At 70.3% G+C, this 15200-nt stretch carries 14 protein-coding genes; 8 read left to right on the forward strand and 6 right to left on the reverse strand.

Features of this window, described 5'->3' with window-relative positions; translation table 11 throughout:
• Nucleotides 1-66: 66 nt before the first annotated feature.
• A complete protein-coding gene (locus OG453_RS12955; RefSeq protein ID WP_266869837.1) occupies nt 67-612 on the forward strand; it encodes a hypothetical protein in 546 nt (181 codons plus the stop codon).
• 119 nt (nt 613-731) lie between these two features.
• Here the strand turns inward: OG453_RS12955 and OG453_RS12960 are convergent, their stop codons facing one another.
• From OG453_RS12960 to OG453_RS12975, 4 genes are all read right to left on the reverse strand, one after another.
• The gene (locus OG453_RS12960; RefSeq protein WP_266867547.1) at nt 732-1742 is read right to left on the reverse strand and encodes an LLM class F420-dependent oxidoreductase; all 1011 of its coding nucleotides are present in this window, start codon (nt 1740-1742) and stop codon (nt 732-734) included.
• Between the two features lie 116 nt (nt 1743-1858).
• Nucleotides 1859-2701: a hypothetical protein gene (locus tag OG453_RS12965; protein WP_266867548.1), complete on the reverse strand. Its 843-nt coding sequence runs from the start codon at nt 2699-2701 to the stop codon at nt 1859-1861.
• Between the two features lie 159 nt (nt 2702-2860).
• On the reverse strand, nt 2861-3865 hold the full coding sequence (locus OG453_RS12970; protein WP_266867550.1) for an N-acetylmuramoyl-L-alanine amidase: 1005 nt from the start codon (nt 3863-3865) through the stop codon (nt 2861-2863).
• A gap of 62 nt (nt 3866-3927) precedes the next feature.
• Nucleotides 3928-4356: a proteinase inhibitor I36 SMPI gene (locus OG453_RS12975; protein WP_266867552.1), complete on the reverse strand. Its 429-nt coding sequence runs from the start codon at nt 4354-4356 to the stop codon at nt 3928-3930.
• Nucleotides 4357-4602: 246 nt separating this feature from the next.
• On the opposite strand from OG453_RS12975, the gene OG453_RS12980 reads away from it, so the two are divergent.
• Complete coding sequence (locus OG453_RS12980; RefSeq protein WP_266867554.1) at nt 4603-5265, forward strand: hypothetical protein; 663 nt, start codon at nt 4603-4605, stop codon at nt 5263-5265.
• A 10-nt stretch (nt 5266-5275) separates the two neighbouring features.
• Here the strand turns inward: OG453_RS12980 and OG453_RS12985 are convergent, their stop codons facing one another.
• The gene (locus tag OG453_RS12985; protein ID WP_266867556.1) at nt 5276-5932 is read right to left on the reverse strand and encodes a class I SAM-dependent methyltransferase; all 657 of its coding nucleotides are present in this window, start codon (nt 5930-5932) and stop codon (nt 5276-5278) included.
• Nucleotides 5933-6137: 205 nt separating this feature from the next.
• Between OG453_RS12985 and OG453_RS12990 the strand changes: the two genes are divergently transcribed.
• The gene (locus OG453_RS12990; protein WP_266867558.1) at nt 6138-6782 is read left to right on the forward strand and encodes a CatB-related O-acetyltransferase; all 645 of its coding nucleotides are present in this window, start codon (nt 6138-6140) and stop codon (nt 6780-6782) included.
• Nucleotides 6783-6809: 27 nt separating this feature from the next.
• On the opposite strand, the gene OG453_RS12995 is transcribed toward OG453_RS12990, so the two are convergent.
• Nucleotides 6810-8552 (reverse strand): MFS transporter, encoded by a 1743-nt coding sequence (locus OG453_RS12995; protein ID WP_266867560.1) that lies wholly within the window; start codon nt 8550-8552, stop codon nt 6810-6812.
• Nucleotides 8553-8808: 256 nt separating this feature from the next.
• Here OG453_RS12995 and OG453_RS13000 point away from each other — a divergent pair, with 256 nt between their 5' ends.
• The 5 genes from OG453_RS13000 (at nt 8809) to OG453_RS13020 (ending at nt 15168) form a co-directional block, all read left to right on the forward strand.
• Nucleotides 8809-10974: an acyl-CoA dehydrogenase gene (locus tag OG453_RS13000; RefSeq protein ID WP_266867561.1), complete on the forward strand. Its 2166-nt coding sequence runs from the start codon at nt 8809-8811 to the stop codon at nt 10972-10974.
• A gap of 27 nt (nt 10975-11001) precedes the next feature.
• On the forward strand, nt 11002-12189 hold the full coding sequence (locus OG453_RS13005) for a lipid-transfer protein (RefSeq protein ID WP_266867562.1): 1188 nt from the start codon (nt 11002-11004) through the stop codon (nt 12187-12189).
• Nucleotides 12190-12322: 133 nt separating this feature from the next.
• Entirely contained in the window at nt 12323-13762 is a 1440-nt protein-coding gene (locus OG453_RS13010) for an MFS transporter (RefSeq protein WP_266867564.1), read from the forward strand.
• A gap of 66 nt (nt 13763-13828) precedes the next feature.
• Nucleotides 13829-14365 carry a SigE family RNA polymerase sigma factor gene (locus tag OG453_RS13015; protein ID WP_266867565.1) on the forward strand — a complete coding sequence of 179 codons (537 nt, stop codon included), beginning with the start codon at nt 13829-13831 and terminating at the stop codon, nt 14363-14365.
• On the forward strand, nt 14365-15168 hold the full coding sequence (locus OG453_RS13020) for a hypothetical protein (protein WP_266867567.1): 804 nt from the start codon (nt 14365-14367) through the stop codon (nt 15166-15168). Before OG453_RS13015 ends, OG453_RS13020 begins: the two co-directional genes overlap by 1 nt.
• Nucleotides 15169-15200: the final 32 nt, after the last annotated feature.

Raw genomic sequence — 15200 nt, forward strand, 5'->3', positions numbered from 1 at the left:
GTGGCGACCCCCGTCGCCGGAGGTGAGGCTGCCGGGAGAGCTGTCCACTCCGGGAGGTCCCCCGTGTTGCTGTCCGCCGCTGCCGTACGCCGGTGTCTCGTCGTGCCCGTACTGTGCTGCGCCCTGCTCGCGGGCACGACGGCATGCGGCGGCGACGACGAGGACACGTCGGCGACACCGTCAGGCACGAGCTCGGCGGAGCGGCAGAAGTTCGCGAAGACGCGGTTCGTCGCCAACGCGGGGATCGCGGCCGGGGCGACGTATCAATGGATCGTGAAGCCGTATCGCGCGGGCAAGTTCAAGAGCGGCGCGGACGGCCGGAAGGTCGCGCTGGTCAAGGCGGGCCTTGCCGGGACGCTCGCCTACAACCGCCTGAAGGCGGCGACGAAGAACGCGCAGGGCGATCCGACGCTGGCGCGGGCGGTGGCGCCGCTGACGGCGGGCATCGACGCGCTGAAGGGCCTCCCGTCGAAGCTCCGCAAGGGCGACTCGACGGACTCGGTGGTCAGCTCCTTCGACGGGGTCATCAACTCCGTGAAGGACGCAGGGAAGGATGCGGGGGCGGAGGTCACGAACAAGGTGCCATCCGCAGGGGAGTTGGCGCGGGGCTGAGCCGCAGCCGTTCCAGCACTGGCTCAGCCACGCCCTGAAGGGGCGCGGGGAACTGCGCGACCGGCCACGAAGGTGCCGCAGCCGAACGACGGCACGGCGTGGCACGTCCAGCAGGGCGCTCAGCCGTTCAACTCGGCCAGCACCCGCAACGTATGCCGGTCCGGCGCCAGGACAAGCAGATCCGTCACCGGCCCCTTCCGCCACAGCTCAAGCCGTTCGGCGATCCGCTCCCGGGGTCCCACCAGCGAGATCTCATCGGCGAAGGAGTCCGGCACCGCAAGGACTGCCTCCTCCCGGCGCCCCGCGAGAAACAGCTCCTGAATCCGCCGCGCCTCGCTCTCGAACCCCATCCGGGCCATCAGCTCCGCATGGAAGTTCCGCGCGGAGTGCCCCATCCCGCCGATGTAGAACCCCAGCATCGCCTTGACCGGAAGCAGGCCCTCCGCCACGTCGTCGCACACCTTGGCCCGTGCCATCGGCGCGACCATGAATCCGTCCGGCGCCTCCGCCAGCGAAGCCTCGTACACATCCGTCCGCATCGGCGACCAGTACAGCGGCAGCCACCCGTCCGCGATCCGCGCCGTCTGGGCGATGTTCTTCGGCCCCTCCGCGCCGAGCAGCACCGGCAGTTCGGCCCGCAGGGGATGCGTGATCGGCTTGAGGGCCTTGCCGAGACCGGTCCCGTCAGCTCCCCGGTAGGGGTGCGCGTGGAAGCGGCCGTCCAGGGCCACCGGCCCCTCCCGCCGCAGGACTTGGCGGATGACGTCCACGTACTCCCGTGTGGCCGTCAGCGGCGACTTCGGGAACGGCCGCCCGTACCACCCCTCCACCACCTGCGGCCCGGAGAGCCCGAGACCGAGCGTCATCCGGCCGCCGGAGAGGTGGTCGAGCGTCAGCGCGTGCATCGCGGTCGTCACCGGTGATCGCGCCGCCATCTGCGCAACCGCCGTACCCAGCTTGATCGTCGACGTCTGTGCCGCGATCCAGGTCAGCGGCGTGAACGCGTCCGAGCCCCAGGCCTCGGCGGTCCACACGGAGTCGTAGCCGAGCCGCTCGGCCTCCTGGGCGAGCGCGACATGATCCGGGTCGGGGCCGCGCCCCCAGTAACCGAGTGCGAGTCCCAGACGCATGCCTGATCCCTCCAGATTGACTGACGGTCCGTCAGTTCATCGCCGTCGGGCGACTGTACGACAACGGCCCCCCGCCCGGAAGGGCGAGGGGCCGCTGCGCTGCAACGTGCGTGGACTCAGCCGCGCTGGATCCCGGTGATGTCCTGCAGGACGCCGCGACGGCCGTCCTGCGTCTGGGCCACCAGGCCGGGGCCGCGCTGCTCGACGGCCAAGTACCAGGTACCGGGCGCCAGTTCGGCGATCGGGGTCGGCGAGCCGTCCTCCGCGTACAGCGGACGCGGAGCCGGCACGGCGAACCAGAACGGCGAGAAGTCGCCGGCGGGCTGCGCCTGCGCGGGCGGCGGCGTCTGCTGCTGCGGCTGCGCACCGTAGGGCTGCTGCCCCTGCTGCGGCTGGGCACCGTAGGGCTGAGCCTGCTGCGGCTGGCCCTGGGCGCCGGGGTACCCGTAACCACCCTGCGGCTGGCCGCCGTAGGGCTGGGGGGCGGCCGGGCGCGGGGCGCCGACGAGGGGAGCCTTGAAGGCGGGGATCGTCAGTGCGAGAACCGCACCGGCGGCCATGATCAGCGTGGCGATCAGGGAGAGGATGGTGCCGACACCGGCGTCGAGGCCGCTGTCACCGCCCTGCCCCATGTTGTCGAAGCCGCCGGCCGGGTCGAAGATCTGGCCGAGGGCGCTCCAGGCGGCCGCGACGGTGAAGGCGACACCGAAGTGTCCGAGGTCGAGGCCGAGCACCTTCGGGGGCGTCGGCAGGCCGCGCGAGACGACGATGCAGACGGCGCCGATGAGCCCGGCCAGGGTGACGCCCATCAGGAACGCGCCGCTGTTCCAGGCGTTCGGCAAGTCTGCGGAGTCCGAGGCACCTTCGATGTCGAAGATGTCCAGGAACGAGGCGATGAACAGCAATACCGCTGCCCCGATCACCACGCCGTCGCCTCGAGTGAGAGAGCGGATATTCACTTCAGGTCCTTCGTAAGTCGTCTCGTCGGTGGAGGCGTCGCTGGCGCCCCAGGGATGCGGCGCAAAGCGCGGGGGTGGCCCCCCATCGTACGGAGGACATTATCGTCCGCACGGGTGGGGTGTCTGCTCGGGATAAAGACCGACCCCCAGACCCCCGCGCTACCCGCGCAGGAAGCTCACGATTCCGTCAGAGATGCCCTGCGCGGCCTTCTGCCGCCACGCGCCGCTGGTCAGCAGCGCCTCGTCCTTGGCGTCCCGCATATTGCCGCACTCGATGAACACCTTGGGAACAGTTGACAGGTTGAGGCCGCCCAGATCCTTGCGTACGTCGAGTCCCGTGCCGTCGCCGATGTAGTTGGAGGGGGCGCTGCCCGTCGCGCTCACGAACTTGCCCGCGATGCGTTCGCCCAGGTCGCGGGAGGGGGCGACGATCTTGGTGGTGTCAGCGGAGCCGGCGTTGACGGCTGCGGGAAGGATCACATGGAAGCCGCGGTTGCCTGCCGCCGAGCCGTCGGCGTGGACGGAGACGACGGCGTCCGCGTCCGCTTCGTTGCCGATGCGGGCTCGCTCGTTGACGCAGGGGCCCCAGGGGCGGTCGGCGTCCTGGGTGAACTTGACGGTGGCGCCCTGCTTCTCGAGGAGGGTGCGCAGGCGGTGCGAGACGTCGAGGGTGAACTGGGCCTCGGTGTAACCGTTGTTGGTCGACGTGCCCGTCGTGTCGCATTCCTTGCGGTTCGTCCCGATGTCGACCAGGCGGTTGATCTCCGCCGTGTGCTTGGCGTTGCCCGGATTGTGGCCGGGGTCGATCACGACGACCTTGCCCTTGAGGGGGCCGGACGCGGCGGGGCGGCCGCTCGTCTTGGACGGCTTCGCCGGCTCTGAGGTGCTCGGGTCGCCGCCCTCCTTGCCGTCGCCCTTGTCACCCTTGCTGTCCTTCTCGGACGTTGACGGGGACGGCTCGGTGGAGGACGACCCCTGCGCCGACTGGCTCGACGCGGGGAGGGTTCTCGGCGGCTCGCTGCCGCCGGGCCCGCTCGTGGCCTCGTAAATGAGCCACCCCGCAAGGCACGTCGGCACCAGCGCGGCAAGCGTCACGGTGAGCGGACCGCCGCTGAAACGGCGGGGCGGGCGTGGGGGATGACTGTCCGGACCTACGTACGACACGACAGCCACCTTACGGGCCGTTCACGTGCTCCGCAGGGTCCCCGGACTCTCCGCTACCCGTGTTAGCCGTTGGGGTTCACACCGCCCATGCAGACAGCCCCGGCGTACCCGAAGTCCCACCCGGCGTCGCTGCTGTGCCCACCGGGCCGGATCGTGCCCTGCACCACCAGGCGGTCAGAGCCATTTGACTTCCATACGACTGCATTGACACGCAGGTTGTTCACGTACGACCTGATATAGGGCATCGGATGCGCCCCATACACAAGGTCGATGCAGGCCTTGGTGCTGGTAGACGTGATCGCCAGGTTGCGGTAGTCGCCGCTGTCGTACAGGCACAGCTTTCCGGACGGACAGCCGCCGACCGCTGCCGCCGGCGCCGCCGTGGCGGCGAGACTGCCCCCGGCCATGGCCAGCGCGCTTACCGCGAGAGTGACCTTACGGATCCAAGCCATGATGAGCCCTTCGTTGACGAGAAGAGTGCTTTCGTCCAAGAGCTAAGGGTGTCCGAGTCCGGGAATCCCAGCTTCCGCAGACCGGTTGACCGGATCTCGCCTTCCTCGGTGACTGTCTGGCTTGATCGCGGTGGAGAATGAGTAATCGATCTAGGGGGAGGCTCAGTGGCGGGCTGGCAAGGGCGGTTGGCGTGTGCCGTAGCGGTTGTTGTGCTGACGGCCGGGTGCGGCGCAGGCTCTGACGACAAACCCTGGGAGGCCGTCGGGGACCCTTCAGCCCCTGGCGTGGACGGTACTGCCGACCCTGGACGACTCTTCAGCGACGCCGAGTTGGCGAAGCGTCTGGCGCCGTCGGAGACGTTCGGCAAGGGCGTCAAGGGCGGGCGCGTGCACCTGGGGGAATTCAACACGGAACCGGGCCTCCGTGGCTTGGACTGGGACGAGTGCGAGCTGGACGAAGACGCAGAGCCGTTCAGCGGGTACATGCGGGAGCTTGTGTCGTACCGGGGAGCCAGCGCCCAGCAGACGGCGACCAAGTGGACGAAGCCGGAGGACAAGAGAGAGCCGGGTGAGGGGCCTGAGATGGAGGTGACCCAGTCCCTGGTCTCGATGCCCGCCAAGGACGCCAGGCGTTACCTCGAGCTCCAGCGCAACATCTACTCCTACTGCGCGGAGGTCACCTACGACACGGACGCGGGCATCGCCGTGGACCACAACGAGGTCGAGCGGCTGGAGGGCGTGGGCGACGGGGCGCTCCTGGAGTCGACCGCGGTCACGGGAGATGACGGGATCGAGAGCGAATACGACTCCCCGAAGCACTACACCGTCGAGGTCCGCGTCGGCGGTGTGATCCTCAGCGTCGGCAGCCACCCCGACAAGGACAAGGTGATCGCCTGGGCGGCGCTGCTGGCCCGCGGCGTCGGCAAGGACCTCTACGGCACTGCGTAGCCCCGGTGGGTCAGATCCCCGTTCCCGTTCGCCGCAGGACGCGCAGCGAGTCCGTTGCCGAGACCTCGGTGAACGCGCCGGACTCCAGGGCCCTGAGGTAGACGCGGTACGGGGCCTGGCCGGTCATGATGTCCACCGGGTCCGGGAAGACGTCGTGGATCAGGAGGAGGCCGCCCTGCGCGACGTGCGGCGCCCATCCCTCGTAGTCGGCCGTGGCGTGCTCGTCCGTGTGGCCGCCGTCGATGAAGACCAGGCCGAGCGGCCCGCCCCACGCCTTCGCCACCTGCGGCGAGCGGCCCACGATCGCGATCACGTGCTCCTCCAGGCCCGCGCGGTGCAGCGTGCGGCGGAAGGTCGGGAGCGTGTCCATCTGCCCCACCTCCGGGTCGACCGTCTCCGGGTCGTGGTACTCCCAGCCCGGCTGCTGCTCCTCGCTGCCGCGGTGGTGGTCGACCGTGATCGCCGTGACGCCCGCCTCGCGTGCGGCGTCCGCCAGCAGGATCGTGGAGCGTCCGCAGTACGTACCGACCTCCAGGAGCGGAAGGCCGAGCGCCGCGGCCTCGGCCGCCGCGGCGTACAGGGCGAGGCCCTCGTCGGCCGGCATGAAGCCCTTGGCCGCCTCGAAGGCGGCCAGGATCTCCGGCTTGGGCTGCGCGGCGGCGGCCATGGGGTTCCTCCCGGTCGTAAGGATCGTCAGGTCGTAAGGGTCGTAAGGGTCGTCAGGTCGTAAGGGTCGTCAGGTCGTAAGGGTCGTCAGGTCGTAAAGATCGAAAATACGGTGGGGTTCCTCTGGGGGCCGCCCTATGCTGCCGCATGGCCCGGCCGTTCAGGGAGGCGGGGCCGTCCACCAGGCCATGCGGAAGGCAGTACCCATGAATCTCGTCCCGGCCGATCCGACGGTGCTGCACCCGTTCCCGGACCAGCCCCGTGTCGTGCTCCTGAAGCCGCTGGTGAAGTCTGAGTTGATCGAAGTCGGGGAGTACTCGTACTACGACGATCCGGAGCACTCCACCGAGTTCGAGACGCGCAACGTGCTCTATCACTACGGTCCCGAGAAGCTCCGCATCGGGAAGTTCTGTGCGTTCGGGACGGGGGTGCGGTTCATCATGAACGGCGCCAACCACCGCATGGACGGGCCGTCCACCTTCCCCTTCCCCATCATGGGCGGGGCCTGGTCCGAGCACTTCGATCTGATCAGCGGGCTGCCGGGGCGGGGTGACACCGTCGTCGGACATGACGTCTGGTTCGGGTACGACGTGATGGTGATGCCCGGCGTGCGGATCGGGCACGGGGCGGTGATCGCTTCCGGGTCCGTGGTCGTGGATGACGTACCGGATTACGGCGTCGTCGGCGGCAATCCCGCCAAGCTCATCCGTACGCGATACAGCGAGTCCGAAGTGGAGCGGCTCCTCGCGGTGGCGTGGTGGGACTGGCCCGCGGAGCACCTCACGGAGCATGTCAGGACCGTCATGTCCGGCACGATCGACGATCTGGAGAAGGCCGCCCCGCAGGGCTGATCACCGGTTCCGCCCGCGGGGTTCGCCCTACGCCCGCACCTCACTCCCGCCCGGCAGCAGCAGGTCGACCTCCACCGCAGCCCGGTCATCCCCCTGATACGCCGCCGCCGAGGCCAGCGGCGCATGCCCCGCCGCCGTCGCCGCGAGGACGTAGGAGCCGTCGGAAGGGACGGCGAGCGAGTAGCGGCCGCCCTCGTCCGTCAGGGCCGCGCCCGCCTGCCGCCCCCGGCGGTCGATCAGCGTGACCTTGGCGCGCGCGACCGGCGCCCCGGCAGGGCTCAGAACCCGGCCGTGGAAGCCGGCCAGCGCCTCCTCCGCGGCCCGCAGATTCGCGTCCTCCTCGCTGCTGGCCCGCAGCTGCGGCTTGGCGGAAGAACGGCGCGCGGAGGGCAGGAAGAGAGCGAGCAGCAGGCCGAGGGCGACCGCGCCCGTGGCGATGAGGAACGACGTGCGGAAGCCGTCCATCGTGGGGACCGCGACACCGCCCACGTGGTTCGCCGTGTTGGCGAGGACCATGCCGATGACGGCACTCGACACCGACGTACCGATGGAGCGCATCAGGGTGTTGAGGCCGTTCGCCGCGCCCGTCTCGGAGGGGTCGACCGCGCCGATGATCAGCGCTGGCAGCGAGGAGTACGCGAGGCCGATGCCCGCGCCGACGACCACCGCGATGACGATGGTCTGCCAGGCCGCGCTCATCAGGCCGAGGCCCGCCCCGTAGCCGATCGCGATGATCAGCATGCCGAGGATGAGGGTCACCTTCGGGCCGTACTTCGCCGACAGACGGGCGTAGACCGGCGCCGTGAACATCATCGTCAGGCCCAGCGGCGCCACGCACAGGCCCGCGACGACCATGGACTGGCCGAGGCCGTAGCCGGTCGAGGTCGGGAGCTGGAGCAGCTGCGGGAGGACGAGGGAGATCGCGTAGAAGGCGACACCGACCATGATCGACGCCAGGTTGGTCAGGAGCACCTCGCGCCGGGCCGTCGTGCGCAGGTCCACCAGCGGAGCCTTCAGGCGCAGTTCCATCACGCCCCACAGGACCAGGACGACCGCCGCCGCCGCGAACAGGCCGAGCGTCGTGCCCGACGACCAGCCCCAGTCGCTGCCCTTGGTGATGGGGAGCAGGAAGAGGACCAGGCCCGCGGAGAGGCCGATCGCGCCGAGCACGTCGAAGGTGCCCTCCGCCTTCACGGAGCTCTCGGGCACGAAGAGGACGGTGAGGAGCATGGAGACGACGCCAAGGCCCGCGGCGCCGAAGAACAGGGCGTGCCAGTCGGTGTGCTGCGCGGTCAGCGCGGCCAGCGGCAGGGCGAGGCCGCCGCCGACGCCGATGGAGGAGCTCATCAGGGCCATGGCGGAGCCGAGCTTCTCGCGGGGCAGCTCGTCGCGCATCAGGCCGATGCCGAGCGGGATGGCGCCCATGGCGAAGCCCTGGAGGGCACGGCCGATGATCATGACGATGAGGTCGTCGGTGAAACCGCAGATCAGGGAGCCCACGACCATCACGGCCAGGCTCGTCAACAGCATGCGGCGCTTGCCGTAGAGGTCACCGAGGCGGCCCATGATGGGGGTCGAGACGGCGCCGGCGAGCAGGGTCGATGTCATGACCCAGGTGGCGTTCGACGGGGTGGTGCTCAGCAGGGCGGGCAGGTCCTTGATGACCGGCACCAGGAGCGTCTGCATCACCGCGACGACGATGCCTGCGAAGGCGAGTACGGGGACGACTCCGCGGGTGCCGCGTTGTCGGGTCGTCGTCGACTGCGTCATTACGTGGGGCCTCCGGGGGCGGTGCAAATACTGGCAGGGGTACGTGCAGAACGAACCTGTTTCCTGGGGCGACTATTCCGATGCGTGTCGTACGAGGGGAAGTCTTGACCCGTTGTTAACCAGCCGGTTAAGCGGGGTCCTCGGGTTCCGGTCAAGCGGGCCCGTATCTGACCTTCCGTCAGATTGAACCTTCCGTTGGATTGAAACGTGTTCTAGTCTGACGCCGTCCCGGAAGCTGCTACCGGCGAGGATGCGCATGGGGATCGGAATCACGCAGGAACAGCGGGAGTTGGCGGACGCGGCGCACGGCTGGATCACCCGCGCCGTGCCGCCCGAGGAGATACGCAAGCTGCTCGACGCTCCGTCCGGAGCAGGGAGCAGGCCCGCCTACTGGGACGGCCTCGCGGAGCAGGGGCTGCTCGCGGTGCATCTGCCCGAGGAGTACGGCGGCGGGGGCGGCGGGCTCGACGACCTCGCGGTGGTCCTGGAGGAGGCGGGCCGTGCCGCGCTGCCGGGGCCTTACCTCGCCAGTGCCCTCGCGTCGGTCGTGCTGCACCGGGCGGGTGCCCGGGAGCAGGCCGCCGAGCTCGCGTCCGGTACGCGGATCGGCGCCGTCGCGACGGGCCCCGGCACGCTGACCGCGGTGTCCGTGCCCGACGGGTACGTCCTCGACGGGACCGCGCCCCCCGTGCTCGGCGGGGCCGACGCCGACCTGCTGATCCTGGCCGCCGAATCGGCGCGCGGAACGCTCTGGCTCGCCGTCGACGCGGCCGCGCTGAACGTACGTACCCAGGAGAGCGCCGATCCGACGCGGCCCACCGCCGAGGTGACCGCGGACGGCGTCGAGGTGCCCGCGGGGCGGGTGCTCGACGTCGGATCGGCGCTCGTGCGGGATCTGGCGTGTGTCGTGTACGCGGCCGACGCGTGCGGCGTCGCGGCCTGGGCCCTGGAGACCGCCGCCGAGCACGCCAAGGTGCGCGAGCAGTTCGGGCGGCCGATCGGGCGGTTCCAGGCCGTCAAGCACCTCTGCGCCGACATGCTGGTGCGGGTCGAGCAGGCGCGGGCCCTGGTGTGGGACGCGGCGCGGGCGGCCGGCGAGCCGGATGAGGACGTGCGAGGGCTTGTCTCCGCGCTCGCCGCCGGGACCGCCCTGGACGCCGCCTACTCCTGCGCCAAGGACTGCATCCAGATCCTCGGCGGCATCGGCTTCACCTGGGAGCACGACGCCCATCTGTATCTGCGCCGCGCGGTCGTGGCCCGCCAACTGCTAGGTACGGGCGACACCCACCGGCTGCGGGCGGTGCGGCTCGCGGAGGGCGGTGCGCGGCGGGAGCTGCGGACCGAGCTGCCGGCGGAGGCCGCGGCGTACCGGGAGCGGGCGCGCGAAGCCGTCGCCCCGGCGCGCGGACTCGACCCGGCGGCCGCCCGCAAGGCCCTCGCGCCGACCGGCTACGCGGCGCCGCACCTGCCCGAGCCGTACGGCCTGGGCGCTGGACCGGTGCAACAGCTCGCCGTCCAGCAGGAGTTGGCGGATGCCGGGGTCCGGCTCAGCGAGCTGGGCATCGCCACCTGGGTGGTGCCCTCGCTCATCGCGTACGGGACGCAGGAGCAGCGGGAGCGGTATCTGCCGCCCACGCTGCGGGGCGAGCTGCTCTGGTGCCAGCTGTTCAGCGAGCCGGAGGCGGGCTCCGACCTGGCCGCGCTGCGGACGCGGGCCGAGCGCGTGGAGGACGGCTGGCTGATCAACGGCCAGAAGGTGTGGACGAGCGCCGCACAGTGGGCGGACTACGGGATCCTCCTCGCCCGCACGGACCCGGAAGCCCCCAAGCACAAGGGTCTTACGTACTTCCTCATCGACATGAAGCGGGCTACCGGTGTCGACGTCCGGCCCCTGAAGGAGATCACCGGGGACTCCCTCTTCAACGAGGTCTACTTCGACGACGTCCTGCTGCCCGCCGACGCGGTCGTCGGCGAGGTGAACGACGGCTGGCGCGTCGCCCGCCACACGCTGGGCAACGAACGCGTCCACATGGCCGACCAGTTGACCTTCGACACCGGTCTTGAGGCGCTCATCGGGCGGGCCGCCGAACTCGACGGGGCCCACCGCGCGCGGATCGGCGCGCTCGCCGCCGAGGCGCACGCGCTCGCCTGCATCGGCCTGCGCACCACGATGCGGCAGGTGGCGGGCGCGGAACCGGGGGCCGGTGCCTCCATCCGCAAGCTGGTGCAGACCCCGCATCAGCAGAAGGTGGCCGAGCTCGCGCTCGAACTCCTCGGCCCGGCGGGCGCGTTGCGGGAGGGGGCCGGGGAGCGGGCGCTGCACGGCTTCCTGATGTCGCGCTGCCTGACCATCGCGGGCGGGACCACCCAGGTGCAGCTCAACGTCGTCGCCGAGCGGCTGCTCGGCCTACCGCGTGACTGAGAGAGACATCGTGACGGAGAGGAAGACATGAAGGCGTACATCGTCGGCGTCGGCATGACCAAGTTCGAGAAGCCCGAGACGCGGGACTGGCAGTACTGGGACATGGCGAAGGAGGCCGGCACCAAGGCCCTCGACGACGCCGGGATCTCGTACGAGGAAGTGGAGCAGGTGCCTGTCGGGTACTGCTTCCAGGCCTCGACGGCCGGCCAGCGGGCCGCCTACGAACTGGGCCTGACCGGCGTCCCCGTCTACAACGTCAACAACAACTGCGCGACGGCGTCGACGGCGCTGATGATGGCGCGGCAGTTCGTCGAGGGCGGCATCAACGACTGCGTCCTTGCGCTCGGCTTCGAGAAGATGGCGCGCGGCGCGCTGGGGGGAGGAAGCGACGGCGGCGACTTCAAGACGTCACCTGTCGCCCGCCATTACGGCGTGATGGCGGCCCGGCACGGCTTCGAGATGACCCCGCCCACCGCCCAGATCTTCGGCAACGCGGCCCGCGAGCACATGGAGAAGTACGGCACGACGGCCGCGCAGCTCGCCGCGGTCGGCGCCAAGAACCACCGGCACTCGGTGAACAATCCGTACGCCCAGTTCCAGGACGCGTACACGGTCGACGAGATCCTCGCCGCCAAGACGATCCACCACCCGCTCACCAAGCTGCAGTGCTCGCCGACGTCGGACGGTTCGGCGGCGGCCGTGGTCGCATCCGAGCGGTTCGTGGAGCGGCACGGACTCCAGGACCGGGCTGTGGAGATCGCCGGGCAGGCGATGACCACCGACACGGGGGAGTCCTTCGACTCGGGGTCGTGCATCGACGTCGTGGGGCAGCCGATGTCGCGGGCGGCCGCGCGGGATGCGTACGACAAGGCGGGCCTCGGCATCGAGGACGTCGACGTGATCGAGCTGCACGACTGCTTCTCGGTCAATGAGCTTCTTACGTACGAGGCGCTGGGCATGTGCCCGGCGGGGGAGTCCGGCAAGCTCGTCGAGAGCGGCGCGACCACGTACGGCGGCCGCTGGGTCGTGAACCCGTCGGGTGGACTGATCTCCAAGGGGCATCCGCTCGGCGCGACGGGGATCGCCCAAGTAGCGGAACTGACCTGGCAGTTGAGGGGGCAGGCCGAGGAGCGGCAGGTGGCGGGCGCGCGGGTGGGCCTGGCGCACAACATCGGGCTCGGCGGCGCGGCGGTGGTGACGCTGTTGCGGCGGTAGTGGTCGTAGGAAGCGGTGGTCGTAGGAAGACGGAGTAGGAAGACGGCGTAGAAGGACCTAGTCCTCTTGTCCGAGGACCCGTGCAGCGAATTTCCGATGCACGCGGCGCCCGGCGCTTGAGAGGATGCCTGTCATGGTCAAGACGCCCGGCACCACTTACACGACCGAAGCCGACACCGCCCCGCCGAAGAAGTCCGCACCGGTGTGGGCGGTCCTTCTCGCCGCCTGCGCGGGCCAGTTCCTCGTCGTCCTCGACGTGTCGGTGGTGAACACCGCGCTGCCGTCGATGCGGGCCGACCTCGGCATGAGCGCGATCGGACTCCAGTGGGTCGTCAACGCCTACTCCATAGCCTTCGCGGGGTTCATGCTGCTCGGCGGCCGGGCCGGTGACCTCTTCGGGCGCAAGCGGATGTTCCTCGCCGGGCTCGGCCTGTTCACCGCCGCCTCGCTCGGCGGCGGCCTCGCACAGGAAGAGTGGCAGCTCCTCGCGGCGCGGGCCGTGCAGGGCCTGGGCGCCGCGATCCTCGCCCCGTCCACCCTGACGATCCTGACATCGGCGGTGCCCGAAGGCCCGGCGCGGATACGGGCGATCGGCATCTGGTCGGCGGTGGGCGCGGGCGGCGGCGCGGCGGGCGGCCTGGTCGGCGGGGTCCTCACCGACCTGCTCTCGTGGCGCTGGGTGCTCCTGATCAATGTGCCGATCGGCGCCCTCGTGATCGTCGCGGGCATCGCCTGGCTCGCCGAGTCCAGGGCAGGGCAGGCGCGCCGCCTCGACGTGCCGGGCGCGGTGCTCGTGACGGCCGGGCTCGCCATCCTCGCGTACGGCATCGTGCAGACCGAGGAGAAGGGCTGGACGGCGGCGGCGACCCTGGTTCCGCTGGCGGCGGGGCTCGCGCTGCTCGCGGCCTTCCTCGTGGTGGAGTCGCGCACGCAGGTGCCGCTGATGCCGCTCAAGCTGTTCAGGGTGCGGTCGGTGTCGGCCGCGAACGCCGCGATGTTCGTGTGCGGCGGCGGCATGTTCGCCATGTGGATGTTCATGACGCTGTACGCCCAGAACGTCCTCGGCTACTCCCCGCTGAAGGCGGGCCTCGCCCTCATCCCGTCCTCCCTCACCATCGTCATCGGCTCGATGCTGGCACCGCGCATGATGCCGGTGCTCGGCGCGAAGAACGTGTCCGTGCTCGGCATCGTGGTGGCCGCCGCGGGCTTCGGCTGGCAGTCGACGATGACCGTCGACGGCGCGTACGTCACCTCGATCATGCTGCCCGGCATCGTGATGATGTTCGGCGCGGGCCTGGCCGCGACACCGCTCGCCTCGCTCGCCACGTCCGGCGCGCAGCCGGGCGACGCGGGCCTGGTCTCCGGCCTGATCAACACCTCCCGCACGATGGGCGGCGCGCTCGGCCTCGCGGTGCTCTCCACGGTGGCGGCCGCGCAGATGGGCGGCTCGACGTCCCGGCAGGCGCTGACCGACGGATACGCGATGGCGTTCCGCACCAGCGGGTTCATCCTGCTTGCGGGCGTGGTGGTGGTGCTTCTGTGGATGCCGAGGCAGCGGGCCTCCGAAGGCTGAGGGGTCTCCAGGGTCCGAGGCAACGGTTCGTGGCCCTCATGGACTCCAATGTGCAAGGAGGTATTCATGGGGGAGCGAAAGCAGGTCTTGGACGGAGAGTTCCAGGGCTTCGTCACCAACCGCTGGTCGCAGCTGATGCGCACGGCCTTTCTTCTGACGGGCCAGCAGCACGCGGCAGAGGACCTGGTGCAGTCGTCCTTGGAGCGGACCTATGTGTCCTGGCGCAAGGTGAGCGCGGCAGGTGATCCGGACGCGTATGTGCGCCGGATCATGATCAACACCCATGCGCGCAGACACCGGAGAAAGCTCAAGGAGTTCCTGTCACTGCAGGACGAGGCCCCGGTGCTCGACACCTGCGAGCGCGGCGACCGCATGGCACAGGCGGACGACCGGGCGGCCCTGCTGCGCGCCCTCGCCCAACTGCCCGTGCGCCAGCGCGAAGCGGTCGTCCTGCGCTACTGGGAGGACTTGAGCGAGACCCAGACCGCCGAGGCCATGGGCTGCTCGGTGGGGACCGTGAAGAGCAACGCAGCCAAGGGGATCGCCAAGCTGCGCGCCATACCCGCACTGACCGAGAAGGTCGGAAGCCGAGGGGAGAACTGATGACCAGGGACCAGGACCCGGCGCAGGACGACACCGCCGCGCACAGTGACATCGCCCACCGCCTCGCGACTGTGGCGGACGAGGTCGAGATCGGCACGGCTCCGTACCAGGCGGTGCTGCGCGGCGGACGGCGCAGGAAGGCGCGCCGCTGGGTGGTCGGTGCGGTGGCGGCCGTGGCGATCGCCGGCTCCACGGGGTCGCTGGCGCTCGCGATGGTGGACGGACGCGACCAGGCCCAGGTGGCATCACAGGACGGGACGGCGAGGGAACGGCACGTCTACACACCTCAGTTCACCCCGCTGACCGAGGTCTTCGACGAGGCGGGGACCCCGGTGCCCCAGGTGGAGCTGCAGGTGTGGGGCGCTCCGCGCGACGACGCGGAGGCACGCGGCCAGAAGAAGGCGATGATCAAGGCCGGTGTGTGGGACGAGCGGACGACCGACCCCGTCCCGAACTTCGACGTGCCGTGGTACGCGGTCACCATCGCGGCCGACGGCAAGAAGAAGGTGGCGTCCTTCGGCCTCCAGGACAAGGACCCCGGCGGCGACGACGGGCTGAGCTTCGCCTCGGCGGAGATCGAGGTGCAGGGCAAGAAACTGACCGTCGGGCACGTAGGCCCGAAGACCACGCGCATCGAGTTCGAGTACGAGAACGGCACGTCCGAGCCGGAGCTGACCAAGGCGGCGGGCTCTGGGTACCTGTGGTTCACGCGGGAGGAGGACGGACCGGGCCCGGGCGGCAAGCTGGTGGCCATACGTCTCTACGACGGGGCAGAGAGGGTGGAGACGGTGGTGCAGGACTGAGCGCGGCCGGGGACCGGCGTCACCCACGGTGC

The organism is Streptomyces sp. NBC_01381 (assembly GCF_026340305.1).
GTDB lineage: Bacteria > Actinomycetota > Actinomycetes > Streptomycetales > Streptomycetaceae > Streptomyces.

Coding starts and splice junctions, on each gene's coding strand:
- OG453_RS12960 (WP_266867547.1), bottom strand. CDS start 1,742: ATGCGTCTGGGACTCGCACTCGGTTACTGGGGGCGCGGCCCCGACCCG.
- OG453_RS12985 (WP_266867556.1), bottom strand. CDS start 5,932: ATGGCCGCCGCCGCGCAGCCCAAGCCGGAGATCCTGGCCGCCTTCGAG.
- OG453_RS12990 (WP_266867558.1), top strand. CDS start 6,138: ATGAATCTCGTCCCGGCCGATCCGACGGTGCTGCACCCGTTCCCGGAC.
- OG453_RS12995 (WP_266867560.1), bottom strand. CDS start 8,552: ATGACGCAGTCGACGACGACCCGACAACGCGGCACCCGCGGAGTCGTC.
- OG453_RS13000 (WP_266867561.1), top strand. CDS start 8,809: ATGGGGATCGGAATCACGCAGGAACAGCGGGAGTTGGCGGACGCGGCG.
- OG453_RS13005 (WP_266867562.1), top strand. CDS start 11,002: ATGAAGGCGTACATCGTCGGCGTCGGCATGACCAAGTTCGAGAAGCCC.
- OG453_RS13010 (WP_266867564.1), top strand. CDS start 12,323: ATGGTCAAGACGCCCGGCACCACTTACACGACCGAAGCCGACACCGCC.
- OG453_RS13015 (WP_266867565.1), top strand. CDS start 13,829: ATGGGGGAGCGAAAGCAGGTCTTGGACGGAGAGTTCCAGGGCTTCGTC.
- OG453_RS13020 (WP_266867567.1), top strand. CDS start 14,365: ATGACCAGGGACCAGGACCCGGCGCAGGACGACACCGCCGCGCACAGT.